Source organism: Ensifer sp. R-19 (genome assembly GCF_049905105.1).
GTDB lineage: Bacteria > Pseudomonadota > Alphaproteobacteria > Rhizobiales > Rhizobiaceae > Ensifer.
Genome location: NZ_CP184569.1, coordinates 211,039 through 226,223 on the forward strand (window position 1 = coordinate 211,039; position 15,185 = coordinate 226,223).

Genomic DNA, 15,185 nt, shown 5'->3' on the forward strand with positions numbered 1-15,185 from the left:
CGCGGCATCTTTGGCCTGTCACGGTTTTGTTGATTGGCATGGTTGCACTTGTGCCGCTATTATTCAAGCGTATAATAATACGCATCGTCGATTTTTCGACGCCCGCCCCCAGCCTTGATTTCCCGAAGGAGCCGCCCATGTCCCCGTTCCGGCCGAAGCCATCGTCGACCGCGCCAGGGCACTTGTTCCAGCGGGTCGCCGCATGAATCGGCGCAGCTTTCACCGCGCTCCGGAAGGCGAGCGTCGCCAGGAGCTGATCGAGGCGACGCTCGATTGCATCTCCGAATTTGGGCTCAAGGGCGCGACGGTGCGGCAGATCGCGATCCGCGCAGGCGTGACGGCCGGGCTCGTGCGCCACTATTTCGAATCGAAGGATCAGATGGTTGCCGAGGCCTATCGCGCCGTCATCGCATCCTTGACGGACAAGGCGAGCCAGGTGGAGGGCGATCCGGAAACCCGCCTCAGGGATTTCATCGCGATCAACCTCACCGAACCGGTGGCCGACAGCCGGAGCATCTCGCTGTGGGCTGCCTTCATCAGCCAGGTGCGTGTCGATCCGGTGCTCGCCGAGATCCATCGCGAAGGCTACCTCGCCTTCCGCAACACACTGCAGGAACTGCTCGCCGATTTTCTTGCGGCGAAGGGCAAGCCGGCGGACGCCGAAACCTGCCGGGCGTTCGCCATTGCCATCAACGGGCTGGTCGACGGTCTTTGGGTGGAGGGGTGCCTGGCGGGCGACCTCTTTCGCGAGGGTGAACTGGTCGCCATCGCCATGTCGTCGGCCGAGGCACTGCTCGGCACGTCGATCGGAACTGCAAAACAATGACAACGGGAGAAAACACCATGCGCTACGCGTCCATCACCGAACGTCTTGCCGAGCTTGGTTCGGGAAAATGGTCGCTGCATATTCGCGCCCGCCAGCTGAAGGCAAGTGGTGCCGACATCATCGAGCTGACGATTGGCGAACCGGACCTTCCGCCGGACCGCGCCCTTCTCGATGAATGCCAGCGCGCGATGAATGCCGGGCGCTACCGCTACTCCAATGGCCGCGGCGAGCCGCCGGTCGTGGCTGCGCTCGCGGAAAAATATCGCCGGCGCTGCGCCGACGTCACCGCGGCGAACGTCTTGTGCTTCCCCGGCACCCAGACGGCGCTCTTCTCCGTGATGCTGGCCCTCGTCGAAACCGGCGACGCGGTGCTCGTCGGCGACCCGCTCTATGCGACCTATGAGGGCGTGATCCGCTCCACCGGCGCCCATCCGGTGCTGGTGCCGCTGAAGCCGGAATTCGGCTTCCACATGCAGGCCGAAGATCTCGAAAAGGCGATCACACCGGAGAGCCGGGTGCTGCTGCTCAACACGCCGCACAATCCGACCGGGGCCGTGCTGACCGCGGCCGAGATCGCCGCGATCGGCGAGGTCGCGCGCCGTCACGATCTCTGGATCGTCTGCGATGAGGTCTACGAGGAACTTGTCTTCGACGCCGTCTTCGCCTCACCCTTCGACAATCCGGACCTCGCCGAACGCACGGTCGTCGTCTCGTCGATCTCCAAGTCCCACGCCGCGCCCGGCTTCCGCAGCGGCTGGGCGGTCGGCCCGGTCGAGTTTGCCAACCGGCTGCTGCCGGTTTCGGAAACGATGCTCTTCGGCACCCAGCCTTTCATCGCCGACATGACCGCCTATGCCCTGACCCATGACATCGATACCGCGCGGCGGATGCGCGAGTCCTATAAGTCCCGTGCCGCACAGATCGTAGCCGGTCTTGCCGCGGCACCCGGCATCGAGGTGTTCGCGCCGGAAGCCGGCATGTTCATTGTGATCGACGTTTCCGGAACCGGCCTTGACGGTGATGCGTTTGCCTGGGCGCTGCTCGAAGAAGAGGGGGTTGCCGTCATGCCTGGATCATCCTTTGGCGATCAGGCGCAGAACTATCTGCGCGTCAGCCTGACCGTGCCTGATCGGGACATCGACGAGGCCTGCCGTCGCATCGCTGCGCTCGCCGAGCGGTCCAGCCTGCGTAAGGAGCGCTGCGCATGACGATCGAAAAGACAGTTGGAGAAGTGCTGGTCGATCTGCTCGAGGCCAATGGCGTCGAGGTGGTTTTCGGCATTCCCGGGGTGCACACGGTCGAGCTTTATCGCGGGCTGGCGGCATCGAAGATCCGCCACGTGACCCCGCGCCATGAACAGGGTGCGGGCTTCATGGCCGATGGATATGCCCGGGTCAGCGGCAAGCCGGGCGTCGCCCTCGTCATCACCGGTCCGGGGCTCACAAACACCATCACGGCGATGGCGCAGGCCCGGCAGGATTCCATCCCGATGCTGGTGATCTCGGGCGTCAATCGCCGCGATTCGCTCGGTCACGGTCGCGGGCTCTTGCATGAGCTGCCCGACCAGCACGGCATGATGAAGACGCTGGCGCTCTATTCGCACACGCTGCTCAATCCGGAAGACCTGCCTTTCGTCGTCGACCGCGCCTTCTCGGTGCTGGTCTCCGGCCGGCCGGGGCCGGTGCACATCGAGATCCCGACCGACGTGATGGCGGCGAAGATCGCGCCGCAGGCGGTGCGCCCGGCGACGGCGACGCGCCCGCGCTCCGACAGCGAGACGCTGCAGCGTGCAGCGATCCTCTGCGCCGACGCCTCGCGGCCGGTGATCATCTGCGGCGGCGGCGCGTTGACGGCGGAAGCCGAAGTGACGGCGCTTGCCGAGAAGATCGGCGCGCCTGTCGTCACCACGGTCAACGCCCGCGGCATGCTCGCCGGCAACCCCTTGCGCGTTCCCGCAAGCCCCAGCCTGAAGGCGGTGCGGTCGCTCCTCAAGGAAGCGGACCTTGTCCTGGCGCTCGGCACCGAAATGGGCCAGACGGACTACGACATGTATGCCGATGGCGGTTTCCCGGCCTTGCGCAATCTCATCCGCACCGACATTGACTCAGCACAGCTCGCGCGCGGGCCGCATGCAGCCCTTTCCATTCTCTCCGGCGCCAAGGCGGCCACGGCAGGCATCCTCGCCTTCCTGCCCGGCCACACCGCGAAGGATGGCGTCGGGCGCGCCGAAACCGCGAGACGGGCAGCGCTGAAGGAACTGACGCCGAAGATGAAGGCCGAGATCGGCATCATCGACACGGTCTACAGGACATTGCCGGACTGCACCGTTGTCGGTGACTCGACCCAGGCCGTCTATGCCGGCAATCTTTATTGCGATGCGCCGCGCCAGCGCAGCTGGTTCAATTCCGCGACCGGCTACGGCTCGCTCGGCTACGCTCCGCCGGCGGCCGTGGGCGCTGCGGTTGCCGATCCGTCGCGTCCGGTCGTGTGCCTTGTCGGCGACGGCGGCTTCCAGTTCTCGCTGGCCGAGATCGGGTCCGCGGTGGATGCGCAGGCGAAGGTGATCTTCCTCGTCTGGAACAATGACGGCTACCAGGAGATCGAGTCCTACATGGTCGACGCCGGCGTTACCCCTGAAGGGGTCAGGCCCTCGGCGCCGGACTTCCTGATGGCGGCCAAGGCCTATGGGGTCGAGGGGCAGCGGCTCACCGCGGTTGCCGATCTGGCGCAGGCGCTTGCCGCAGCCGCAGAGCGCAAAGGCCCGTCGCTCATCGAGATCCACGAGAGGCGGACGGCGGGTCTCTCGGCCTGACCGCGCCTCAGTCGCACAACGGGCCGGATTTGACTTTTCCGGCCCGCAATGGTGTTAAGGGCGCCCATGCTCGAATCCGGCCACGTTCTTTCGTTAAGGTCGGGCATTCGGGCTGAGTTTCGTCTCGCTGGCGCTGCAGCGCCGCGCGTCTTGTAGGCGCCAAGGAAAGGGACCGCGTCCTCGATGGACCGCTTGGGTGGTGGCAGCAAGAATATGCAGGCCGGCCGGCTTCTCGCCGTGCTGTGGCTGTTCTGCGCCTCCTTCGCAATGCAGGTCATCTCGGTTGGGCAGAGCATTCCGTCCCGCTCGTCCTCTGGCGCCCAGGCCGGTAATGTCACCGATACCGGCTCGACCGATCGCCCTGCAGCCCGGCAGATCTCGCGGGCGACACCGCTTTCAGACCTTCGGTTCACGGCCGAGCGCAAGGACGCGAAGTCCGCGACCGACGATGGGTTACCGGCGCTGCTGCCGGTATCCGCGGAGCTGGAATTTCCCCAATCGTCGGACGGTCGGTTCCTGCGCCGTGTCGCAGAGCAGATCGGCGGGGCTTCGAGCTATGGGCCCCATATTCGCGCACCCCCGCGCGCCTGATCCATCAAGCATATTCTGGCTCGTTTGCGGCTTGGACCGCTACGCCGCCATTGATGAAACAAAGTCCTGACGACGCGCCCCGTGCCCGTGCAGGCTCTTCTGGAACCACAACATGCGTACATCGAAATGGGCGATTCTCGTCTATGTCGCCGTGATCATCTTCGGATGCGTCGCGGCGCTTCCCAACGTGCTGACGCCAGCACAGCGTGAACAATTCGCCGCCTGGCTGCCGGTCAAGCCGGTGACGCTCGGCCTCGACCTCAAGGGCGGTTCGCACCTCGTCCTCGAAGTCGACGCCGCCGGCCTGCGCAAGGCCCGCCTCGAAACCTTACTCGACGATACGCGTCGGGCGCTGCGCGCCGAACGCGTTCCGGCTTCGTCGGCCCGCATCGCCGGCGACACCGTGACGGTCAAGATCGAAGACGCTGCCGACCGCGAGAAGGTTCTGCCGAAGCTTAAAGAGTTGGCTGCCCCGGTTGGCACGCTCGGCTTTGGCGGCTCGGCTTCCGATATCGCGGTCACCGAGGATGGCGACACCATCACGGTCGCCATGACCGAGGCCGGCCTCGCCGACCGCACCACCAAGGCGGTTGAGCAGAGCCTGGAAATCATTCGTCAGCGCGTCGATACCGTCGGTGTTGCCGAGCCGCTGATCCAGCGCGTCGGCTCCGACCGCATCCTCGTCCAGCTTCCAGGCCTCGAGGATCCGACGGCACTGCGCCAGCTTCTCGGCTCCACAGCCCAGATGAGCTTCCACATGGTCGACCAGACTGTGGATCCCAATCAGCCGGCACCACGTGGCGTCGACATCCTGCCGGGTGCGCACGACAACAACAAATATGCGGTCGAAAGTCGCGTTGCGATTTCGGGCGAGCGGCTGGCCGATGCCAAGGCCGGCTTCGATCAGCGCACCAACGAGCCGATCGTTTCCTTCACCTTCGACTCCCTGGGTGCCCGCCAGTTCGCGGAAATTACCCAGGCCGCTGTCGGCCGGCCCTTTGCGATCGTGCTTGACGGCAAGGTTCTGACGGCACCGGTCATCCGCGAGCCGATCATCGGTGGCAATGGCCAGATCAGCGGCAATTTCACCGCGCAGGAAGCAACCGTTCTGTCAGCGCTCCTGCGCTCGGGCGCGCTGCCTGCACCGCTGACTGTCATCGAAGAACGCTCGGTCGGCCCGAACCTCGGCTCGGATTCCATCCGCATGGGCATCTATACCGGCCTTGCCGGCTTCGCCCTCGTGGTTACCCTCATGGTCGTGCTCTACGGCGCATGGGGCATGATCGCCAATGTCGGCCTGGTGCTGCACACGATCCTGACGATCGCGCTGTTGGCCATGCTCGGCTCGACGCTGACTTTGCCCGGCATCGCCGGTATCATTCTCGGCATCGGCATGGCTGTGGACGCCAACATCCTGATCAACGCGCGTATTCGCGAAGAGACGGAAGGCGGCGCCGGCGCGATGAAGGCGCTCGATATCGGCTTCAACAAGGCCTACGCAACCATCATCGACTCCAACGTCACGACGCTTTCGGGCACGGTGCTGCTGTTCGCCTTCGGCTCCGGCCCGGTGAAGGGCTTCGCGGTCACCATGATGCTCGGCATCATCATCTCGATGTTCACGTCGATCACCGTCGTACGCCTGATGATGCGTGAGGTCGTCGTTCGCCGGAAGATGAAGAAGCTCGAAATTCCGTCGCTCTTCGGCAAGGTTCCGAAGCTTCCGTCCTTCTCCTTCATGAAGGGCCGCTTCGTCGCCATCGGCATGTCTGCGTTCCTGTCGATAAGCTCCGTGGTGCTGTTCTTCACACCTGGCCTCAACTACGGCATCGACTTCGTCGGCGGTATTCAGGTCGAAACCACCTCGAAGAACACGCTCGACCTTCCGACGCTGCGCCACAACCTCGAAGCGCTCAACATCGGCGAAGTGGCGCTGCAGGAGTTCGGCCAGGACAAGTCGGTTCTGATCCGCGTTCAGCGTCAGCCGGGCGGCGAGCAGGAGCAGACGGCGGCACTGAACCGCATCAAGGACACCGTAGTCCAGACAATCTCCGATGCGACCTTCGAGCGTACCGAGGTCGTCGGACCGACCGTCAGCACCGAACTTGCCCGTTCGGGCTTCCTCGCCGTCGGTCTCGCGATGGTGGCGATCCTGCTCTACATCTGGTTCCGCTTCGAATGGCACTTCGCCGTCGGCGCGATCGCAGTTCTATTGCTGGACATCACCAAGACGATCGGCTTCTTCGCGCTCACGGGCATCGACTTCAACCTGACGGCCATCGCCGCGCTGCTGACGATGATCGGCTACTCGGTCAACGACAAGGTCGTGGTTTATGACCGCATGCGCGAGAACCTCCGCAAGTATAAGTCGATGCCGTTCTCCGACCTGATCGACATGAGCATCAACCAGGTGATCGCGCGATGCATCTTCACCTCGATGGCGACGGCCCTGTCGCTGGTGCCGATGGCGATCTGGGGTGGCGACGCGGTCAAGAGCTTCGCCTGGCCGATGATTTTCGGCGTGATCGTTGCGACCACGTCGTCGATCTATATCGGCGGACCGATCCTGCTCTTCCTGAACCGTTGGTGGAAAGATCGCGAAGCGTCTCGTTCGAGCACCACGCCTCAGGCGGGCACGCCGGCGGCGTGATCCGGCGGTCCCGGGATACAAAACGTGAAGGGGCGGCCTGGCGGGCCGCCCCTTTTTTGTCCGAATGTGCTGTCTTTATCCCCCTCGTGCCTTGCAGACTGATTCTTCGCTACCTAGATAGCGAGGGTCTCCGGTTCCGGGGCGGGAGAACGGATTTTGCGTCCGCGTCCCCCTAAGATTTGAAGGGTGAGAATTATTTTTCGCATCTTCATCTTTTTAATTGACGGAATTGGTAGATTATTCTAGTTTGCCAATACGTGACGCGGGGAGTCCGCCTCACGGTTGTTCATCAAACGCACCGGCATGCTGATGCCGGGCCAGCCAAAGGAGAGTGACATGTTCGGAAACGTCTCGACCGCCGCCTTCTTCGGCACGCGTCTCCTTTGTCGCGCAACAGAGAAACGTCACATTCGCAATCTCTGCCGAATGTGACCGTCGAACCCCTCGAACTTTATCTTTTGCCGAAATTGAAAGTCTCCGCGCCTCCGGCGTGGAAGGAGCGTTATTTGTATGAGCAAGCAAGTTATCGAATTTGGCGGCGAAGCCGTCGGTGTGGTCGTCCCGGATGAAGATCGCTTCAAGTTCGTGGCGGTGAAGTATCACGTCTGGGATCTGGACGCGAAGCGCTTCGGCTCGGCCGAGGAAGCACGTGCCGCGATCCGCCAACTGCTGGCCCACCAGGCCGTGTCGGCGAAGCGGCGGGGTCACAGCGCAGCCGCATGAAGCGGGTGAGAAAGGTCGTTTTCGGCTTTTCTCCCGCATCCGCCCGATACTTCTGAAAATCGTCGTTGCTTCCGCTGCAAGCGTGGCCGCGACTTCGGCCAATTCCCCACTATAATTATATGTTGGCAGTACGTTTCTTGTGCTATGCCAAGACGTATTTGCATTTGCGCGGATGATTCCCGTATCGGGAGCCGCAGGGAAAGCGTGCCGGAATGCTGACGAAGAAGGGAAAATACGGTCTGAAGGCTTTGGTCGATCTTGCACGGCTGGAGCCGGGGGAGACCGCCTTCATCACCGAAATCGCCCAGCGCAACAATATCCCGAAGAAGTTCCTGGACACGATCCTGCTCGAACTGCGCAACGCCGGCATGCTGCGCTCGAAGAAGGGCCCGGGCGGCGGTTATTCGCTATCGCGGCCCGCTGCCGAAATTCGCATCGGCCATGTGATCCGCACGCTGGATGGGCCGTTGGCGCCGATCCGCTGTGCCAGCCGCACGGCCTATGAGGTCTGCGAGGACTGCAACGATCCCGAGACCTGTCAGGTGCGGGTATCGATGACCACGGTGCGCGACGCCGTTGCTGCGATCCTCGACTCGATGACGCTTGAGGAGTTCGCCGCCGACAAGTCGATGCCGCTCGAAACTGTCGAAGAAATGCGGGCCGGCTGACGAAAACGCCGCCGATCGCGCCAGTTTTCCCCCGAAGTCTGCTTCCAAGGCTTGGTTTGCCAAGAAAAAGCGCATATCTGCCGTCAATGGTCTGGCGGGCAGCGTTGCAGCCTGCCACTTAAGTCTTCGTAAGATCGGGGTCATCATGGGTTTGAGACAAGCATCTGCGCATGAGCGCACCGCGGTTGCGGCTTTGGAGTCGATCGGCCGGACGCTGACGACTGCAATGGTCGGCATCAAGGCGCTGACTGACCACCTTGGCTCCGACGAAGCTTTTGCCCGCAGTGTCGTCGATGCAGTCGAGTTGATCGGCGAGAGCCAGGGGCGTGTCGTCGTCTCCGGCGTCGGCAAGAGCGGCCATATCGGCCGCAAGATCGCTGCGACCCTGGCATCGACCGGCACCTCGGCCTATTTCGTGCATCCGACCGAAGCGAGCCACGGCGACCTTGGCATGGTCACCTCGCAGGACGTGCTGATCCTGCTCTCGTGGTCGGGGGAGACGGCCGAGCTCGCCAACATGCTCACCTATGCCAAGCGCTTCAACGTGCCGATCGTCTCGATCTGTGCCAACCGCGACAGCGTGCTGGCGCGGAATTCCGAAGTGCCGATCGTACTGCCCAAGGTGCAGGAAGCCTGCCCGCACGGCCTCGCGCCGACGACATCCGCAATGCTGCAGCTCGCCGTCGGCGACGCGGTGGCGATCGCGCTTCTGGAACGGCGCGGCTTTTCGGCCGAAGATTTCAAGACATTCCACCCCGGTGGCAAGCTCGGTGCGCAGTTGCGGCTGGTCCGCGAGCTGGCGCATGAGGGCGCCCAGATGCCGCTGCTCCAGACGGGGCGGCCGATGAGCGAGGCCCTCATCGAAATGTCGTCGAAGGGTTTCGGCGTCGTCGGCATCGTCGATGACACCGGCAAGCTTGTCGGTGTGATCACCGATGGCGACCTGCGCCGCCACATGTCGGGCGATCTGCTCCAGCAACCGGTCGAGGCGGTGATGTCGCGCAATCCGCGGGTGATCCGTGGCGACGTGCTCGCGAGTGGCGCCATGGAATTCATGCAGCAGCACAAGGTAACGGTGCTGTTCGTCGTCGGCGATGGCGGAGCACCGGTCAGCATCCTGCACATTCACGACCTGCTGCGCGCCGGCGTCGTCTGAGGGCTGGGGGTAGTACACCTCGCGAAAGCTGCCTAGCCCTTGACCACGGCGGGCCAGTCGCCCGTCGTGCCCGGCTGCACCGGCCGTTCCAGATAGGTTGAAAGCACCACATAGCTGCGCGTCGCCTTGACGCCGGGCGTGTCGTAGAGCCGCGCCAGCAGGCCTTCCAGCGCATGGGTGCTTTCCGTGCGGACTTTGAGCAGCATGCAGGTATCGCCCGCGACCGAGTGGATCTCCTCCACCTCGGGGCATTCCTCGATGGCAAGCAGCGCCTGTGTCTTTCCCCAGCCGGTCGTGTCGACATGGACGAAGGCGAGCAACGTCTTGCCGACGGCCTCGGGATCGATCAGCGCTGCCACGCGGCGGATCGCCCCTGATCGCCTGAGCCGCTTCACACGCTCATGCGCCGCCGGTGGCGAAAGCCCGACCCGTTCACCGAGTTCGACATAGCTCGTCGACGCATCCTCGACCAGCACGCCTAATAGTTTTCGGTCCATCGCGTCGAGGTCGCGCTCCGGTGGACGCTTCCGCCGAACGTCATCTGTATTTTGATCCATTCCGATGTTTCCTCTTGCTGCTGAATTTCATTCTGCAAACATGAGACAATGACGAACATCAATCAATCCATTTCCAGCGGTTCAGTCGACAGGGCACGTATCCCGCCCTTCGCCTACCTGCTCACCATCTGCATCGGCGTCATCGGCTCCAACTCCCTCGCCCTCGGGCCGATCGCGCCGGAGGTGGCGCGAAGCCTTGGCGCCAACGTTCCCGCCGTCATGACGGCCTCTGCCGTCTTTGGCCTGGGCACGGCCGTCAGCGCCGTTTTCCTTGGCCGCTTCATCGATCGCCATGGTCCGCGCCGCATGTTGGCTGCGGCTCTCTTGCTTCTGGCTGCAGGGCTCGGCGGCAGTGCGCTCGCGCCATCGCTTGCGTTCCTGGTTGCCGCCCAGCTCGTCGTCGGTCTGGCCGCGGGCATTGCGCTTCCCTCGATCTATACGCTGGCCTCGGTCATTGCGCCGACCGGACGCGAGAGCGAGACGATCGGCCTGGTGCTGACCGGCTGGACGCTCAGCATGGTGGCGGGCGTGCCGCTATCGGCAGCGATCGCTGATTTTGCCGGTTGGCGCACGGTCTATGTCATTGTCGCCGCCGCCACGTTGATCGCCTGCACTGCGATCAAGTTTGCGCCGGCGCAGGAAGGCGCCACCGGTACAGCGACATCACCGCTGGCGGCATTGAGTGTTCCGGGCGTCGCACCGCTCTTGATCGCCTGCGCCGCCTTCATGGCCGCCTTCTACGGCGTCTATGCCTATATCGGCGAGCACCTGCATGCCGCACTCGGCCTGCCTGTCACCGCCAACGGTCTCATCGCCGTTTCCTATGGATTCGGTTTCGGCGCCGCCGCTTTTCTTGACCGCCTGATCGATCGTTTCGGCGCCGCCCGGTTGTTGCCGCTGATCTTCCTGGCGGTCGCGGGCGTCTACGTTGCCATGGCTGTGGCGAGCGGCTCCTACGCTGCCATGCTGGCCGTCGTCTTCCATTGGGGGCTTGCCAACCATTTCGGGCTGAATGTGCTGATCATGCGGCTCACCGGCCTCGACCCCGCCAAGCGCGGCGCGATCATGGGGCTGAACAGCGGCGTCACCTATATCGCGCTCTTTGTCGGCACGATCGGGTTCGGTGCAGCCTATGCCCGGGCAGCCTTCTTTGTGCTGCCTTTGGCAGCGGCAGGCCTGATGCTCCTGGCGGCCTTCGCCGTCGCGACGGCGCGGCGGTAGTCTGGCTTAACAGACCCGCTGTTACGTCAGTCGTCGTCACGCGGAGGAGGCGATCCCCGGCCGCTTTTGCGGCTTGCGGCGTGGTGGCGGGTCCACGAAGGCGCCTGGCTGGTTGAGGCTGTTCTCACTCAGCCGCTTGGCGATCGCCTCGGCGCCGGCATCGCTTCCGGCGCGCGAATAAAGATTTCCGCGTACCTGGATCGAGGCGGCGAGCAAGCGGAACATTGCGTTCGCCAGATCCGGATCTGGCGCCTGCGGCGCACGCCAGAAATCGTCGAGCGGCTGCTGGTCGGTCAGTCCGGCGATGTCGAACAAGGCCGTGCCAAGCACCTTCACCGGTCGCCCCTGCTTCAATGCATGCAGACCGGCCGTCGAGTTGACCGTGACTATGCCTGCGCTTGCCTCTCCAAGCGTATCGAGGTTGCCGCCATCGAGATAGAAGACGCGCCCGCGAAGCCCCAGCGCTGCCGCTCGTTCGTCGATGATTCTGCGCCAGGGGATCAGATCATTGTCGAGCGGATGCACCTTGAAGACGAGGCGCGCGTCGCGCGCCGCAAAGGCGGCGAAGGAAGCCAGCACTTCGGCAATCGCTTGCCTCTGGCTATGGAAAGGCGAGTGGGCCCTGAGCTGGAAATCAGTTTCGAGCTGCAGCGGATAGACGAAATAGGGCGCGTCCTGCGAAAGCAGTTTGGCAATGGTCGCCTCGGCTTCCGAGTTGCGCCGCTTTTCGGACAGGAGCCGGCGGACCCAGCCCGCATATTCGGCGAGCGGATGAAAGATCGCGTGGCGCTGATAGTGTGGGAAGAGGAACCAGAGAAAGACGTTCGGCAGATTGTAGAGCAGGTCATAGCTCGCATCGGCGAGGAACGTCTGGCTGTAGTGCTTGCGCCAGTCCGGTTCCGGGACGCCCGCTGCCGCCGCAAGGATTTGCGCGGGATCGGACGGGAAATGTGAGTTCGAGGACATGCCGTTGCGCTCGAGCGTCAGCCAGTCCGGCCGAAGATACCCCATCTCGACGATGGCGACTGCGACACCCTTGCGCCGCGCGACCGTGGTGGCTGCCTGGTGGTAGGCGCGTTCCTCGCCGAGCAGCAGCATGTCGGTGACGCCATGGCGCGCGATGAAGGCCTCGATATAGGCTGGCCAATCGGCTGCCGTGCCGCGATAATTATAGGCACCCTTGCGGCCCCAGATGATCTGGTCGCCGACATTGAGGTTGATCCTCAGGCAGGTGTGGCCAATGGCTTCGAGCCGATCGGCGATCTTGCGGAAGATCGGCGACGAAGGGCCTTGCAGGAACAGGAACACCCGTCGCCTTGGCCGATCGACCGCCCCGGTCGATGTCATCGAAGCGTTCTCCATCCGTCCACTGCTGCTACCGCAGCGTATCCTTTCTGAGGTTGGCGTGGTTGAGCAGGGCCTCGATCAAGTTCCAGGCTTCGACATTACTCGGTTCCACCGGCTTGTGGGAAGACGACTTGGCCTTGGCAAGCGGTACGATCAGGTAGTCGGTTCGCGGGTCGGGGAAGGGATCGGCAAAGGATTTGAGCAGCGGCGCATGGTCGCCGTAGAAGACGAGCCAGACCGGGCGGTCCAGCTTGTCGAGTCGTTCGCTCAGCATGTTCAGCGCCGCATCGGATTGTTCGAGAATGGCCAGATAGATGTCGACGGGATTGGTGAGATCACCGACGCGACCCGGCTCCCACGGGCCGTGATTGGCCATGGAGGCAACGAAGATGAAGCCGTTTTCATCCTCCGGCAGCTTCTCGCATGCGTCGATCACTTTTGCCGCAAGCTTCTCGTCGGAGACGTAGGGGCCGTCTCTTTCGGGGCGATGGTCGAAGCCGTCGAGCATGGTCAGCTTGGAAAAGCCGAGTTGCGGCATCGCCTTGTGCCGGAGAAAGAAGGTGCGGTCATAGGGATGGATGAAATGCGTGTTCCAGCCGGCGCGCTTCATCTTTCCCGGCCAGACCACGTCGGCATAGTGCGAGGCCCTGAGATAGGGGTAGCTGGCGTCGACGTGGATGTCGTCAGGCACCAGGCCGCTGATGACCGCGAATTCCGTGCGCAGCGTATAGCCGCCTTCGAAGACGCTGCTGAGGCGACCCCATTGCACCGCCTCGCGCCGCAGCCGATCCAAGGTCGGCATGTCAAGCGTATCGACGCCGAAGTGCCGCATGTCGATGAAGGATTCCGATTGCCAGACGACGATCAGCGGCGAGCCGTCGTCGCCGATCAGATCATGCACGGCGGCCCGGACGATCTCGGAGAGTTCCGCGACGATCTTTTCACGCCGCACGCCGAGCCAGACGATGAAGCGGAACACGACCGAGCCGAAGGTGCCGAAGCGCACCGTGTTCACCTTGACGTCGAGTGTTTTCAGCAGCCTTTGCACCAGCGCCGCCGTCGGGCGGTTCACCGGGCCGTAGAAGAGCAGAAGCCAGGGTCCGTAGGCGATCCCGAGCATCAACAGGATCCAGAACGCCTTGCCGCGATCGGGCAGGATGGCCGGCTCGAAATACATGTAAAGGCCGGACACGCCGAAGACATAGAGGAAGGCGACGGTCCAGAAGACGACGTTTAAAGAACTCGCATAGAAAATCGTCTTGTACTTGAAGACGTCGACGACGAGCGCGATATCCGAAAAGATCAGCGGCTCGCGGATGAACTTGAACTTGGCGCGGGAAATGCCGGTGAAGATGATGAAGAAGCTCATCGTGCCGGCTGCGGCATACAGCGGCCGCCAGGAGCCGGCGAAGAATCCTGCAAAGACCAGCGCGATGACCGGCAGGCGGGCAACCGCATCGACGACATCCTGCGTCCGCCCGAAGGGCGAGGGATGGGCGCGCCGCTCCCGCTTCGGCAGGGCAAAGCGATCGGTAAAGAAGATCACCGCACAGGAGAGCACGTAACAACAGAGCGTCAGTGTTCTTGGGTAGTCGTGCAGCTGAAAGGGAAGCAACGCCAAGCGGAAACCTTCATGTCTTCATGCCGGCCGACGCCGCTTGATGCGGCACAGCGTCCGCCCGACACTTAGATCTTATCGCTTGGACGTACAAGCGCCGTCAGGTCCGGCGCTCCGACACTCCACTATTATGCGTCGCGGTGTTGCCGCCGCGCGCAATCACCCTGTCGAACCACCAGTTGAGCAAGGGACGAATGGCCGGCGCGAAGCGGCCGAGGAGAAAGAGCGTGGTGCCGAAGTAGATTTCGAACCGCCCGCGGTCGATGCCCTTGGCGATTGTCTTCGCCACGGCGTCGGCAGGCCAGGGACGGACCGTGCCCATAATTTTGGCCGCTTCCGGAGGACGGCTTGCGAGTTCGCGCTGAAACTGGGGTGTCTCCGTATCCGGCGGAAAACACACGGAGACGCTGACGCCGTGGGCGCAGGCTTCCGAGCGCAGCGCCTGGGCGAAGCCGTGCAGCGCGAACTTCGACGCGCAATAGGCGGAATAGCCGTAGATGCCGATGAGGCCGGCGCCGGAGGAGATCATCATGATCCGGCCATGGCCACGCCGCTTCATGCCGTCATAGACAGCACGGACCGCGTGCACCGTGCCGGAGAAGTTGGTTTCCATCTGGCGTCGGAATGAAGCGCTGTCGAGTTCCTCGAAACGGCCGGGCTCGACGATACCTGCCGATGTCACCAGGATGTCGCAAGGACCGAAGGCTTGTTCGCACCGTAGGATCGCCGCCTCGACATCGCTTTCCGCAGCAACATCGGCAGCCTCGATCCTGATGTTGTCGGCGCCGCTAGCGCCTGAGCGGGCCAGGTCTGCTTGCGCCCGTTCCAAGAGGTCCCGGGAGCGCGCGATGAGCGAGACGCGGGCGCCACGAGCCGCGTAGATGGACGCAACCGCAAATCCGATACCGCTCGAGCCACCGGTGATGATCACATGCGTCATGCTGATATCCCGCTCAAGAGCAATTCCAGGAAAAGTGCGAAGCGGTTTTGCGTCCGGATTTGCGTGAAAACAACTC

General features: G+C 63.4%; 13 protein-coding genes. 9 read left to right on the forward strand and 4 right to left on the reverse strand.

Features of this window, described 5'->3' with window-relative positions; genetic code table 11:
- Positions 1-202: 202 nt before the first annotated feature.
- The 8 genes from ACN9MO_RS01000 (at position 203) to ACN9MO_RS01035 (ending at position 9,426) form a co-directional block, all read left to right on the forward strand.
- Positions 203-826, forward strand: coding sequence for a TetR/AcrR family transcriptional regulator (locus ACN9MO_RS01000; RefSeq protein WP_057248148.1), 624 nt, complete (start codon positions 203-205; stop codon positions 824-826).
- A 17-nt stretch (positions 827-843) separates the two neighbouring features.
- A complete protein-coding gene (locus ACN9MO_RS01005) occupies positions 844-2,034 on the forward strand; it encodes a pyridoxal phosphate-dependent aminotransferase (protein ID WP_113132110.1) in 1,191 nt (396 codons plus the stop codon).
- Positions 2,031-3,638 carry a 5-guanidino-2-oxopentanoate decarboxylase gene (locus ACN9MO_RS01010; RefSeq protein WP_058323574.1) on the forward strand — a complete coding sequence of 536 codons (1,608 nt, stop codon included), beginning with the start codon at positions 2,031-2,033 and terminating at the stop codon, positions 3,636-3,638. The genes ACN9MO_RS01005 and ACN9MO_RS01010 overlap by 4 nt, the downstream gene beginning before the upstream one ends.
- Positions 3,639-3,821: 183 nt before the next feature.
- On the forward strand, positions 3,822-4,229 hold the full coding sequence (locus ACN9MO_RS01015; protein ID WP_245299219.1) for a hypothetical protein: 408 nt from the start codon (positions 3,822-3,824) through the stop codon (positions 4,227-4,229).
- Between the two features lie 112 nt (positions 4,230-4,341).
- Positions 4,342-6,879, forward strand: a complete 2,538-nt coding sequence (gene secD, locus ACN9MO_RS01020; protein WP_057248152.1) for a protein translocase subunit SecD — start codon at positions 4,342-4,344, stop codon at positions 6,877-6,879.
- 510 nt (positions 6,880-7,389) lie between these two features.
- A complete protein-coding gene (locus ACN9MO_RS01025) occupies positions 7,390-7,602 on the forward strand; it encodes a hypothetical protein (protein WP_057248153.1) in 213 nt (70 codons plus the stop codon).
- Positions 7,603-7,814: 212 nt separating this feature from the next.
- Positions 7,815-8,270, forward strand: coding sequence for an RrF2 family transcriptional regulator (locus ACN9MO_RS01030; protein WP_057248154.1), 456 nt, complete (start codon positions 7,815-7,817; stop codon positions 8,268-8,270).
- A gap of 145 nt (positions 8,271-8,415) precedes the next feature.
- On the forward strand, positions 8,416-9,426 hold the full coding sequence (locus tag ACN9MO_RS01035) for a KpsF/GutQ family sugar-phosphate isomerase (protein WP_057248155.1): 1,011 nt from the start codon (positions 8,416-8,418) through the stop codon (positions 9,424-9,426).
- Between the two features lie 32 nt (positions 9,427-9,458).
- On the opposite strand, the gene ACN9MO_RS01040 is transcribed toward ACN9MO_RS01035, so the two are convergent.
- Positions 9,459-9,983, reverse strand: coding sequence for an Lrp/AsnC family transcriptional regulator (locus ACN9MO_RS01040; protein ID WP_113132111.1), 525 nt, complete (start codon positions 9,981-9,983; stop codon positions 9,459-9,461).
- A 48-nt stretch (positions 9,984-10,031) separates the two neighbouring features.
- Between ACN9MO_RS01040 and ACN9MO_RS01045 the strand changes: the two genes are divergently transcribed.
- Positions 10,032-11,204 carry an MFS transporter gene (locus ACN9MO_RS01045; protein ID WP_113132112.1) on the forward strand — a complete coding sequence of 391 codons (1,173 nt, stop codon included), beginning with the start codon at positions 10,032-10,034 and terminating at the stop codon, positions 11,202-11,204.
- A 36-nt stretch (positions 11,205-11,240) separates the two neighbouring features.
- Here ACN9MO_RS01045 and ACN9MO_RS01050 read toward each other — a convergent pair whose 3' ends face one another.
- The 3 genes from ACN9MO_RS01050 to ACN9MO_RS01060 all read right to left on the reverse strand — a co-directional run bounded on the left by ACN9MO_RS01050 (position 11,241) and on the right by ACN9MO_RS01060 (position 15,109).
- On the reverse strand, positions 11,241-12,551 hold the full coding sequence (locus ACN9MO_RS01050) for a capsule biosynthesis protein (RefSeq protein ID WP_113132113.1): 1,311 nt from the start codon (positions 12,549-12,551) through the stop codon (positions 11,241-11,243).
- A 28-nt stretch (positions 12,552-12,579) separates the two neighbouring features.
- On the reverse strand, positions 12,580-14,172 hold the full coding sequence (locus ACN9MO_RS01055; protein WP_093231877.1) for an LTA synthase family protein: 1,593 nt from the start codon (positions 14,170-14,172) through the stop codon (positions 12,580-12,582).
- Positions 14,173-14,269: 97 nt separating this feature from the next.
- A complete protein-coding gene (locus ACN9MO_RS01060; RefSeq protein ID WP_110877956.1) occupies positions 14,270-15,109 on the reverse strand; it encodes an SDR family oxidoreductase in 840 nt (279 codons plus the stop codon).
- Positions 15,110-15,185 lie beyond the last annotated feature (76 nt).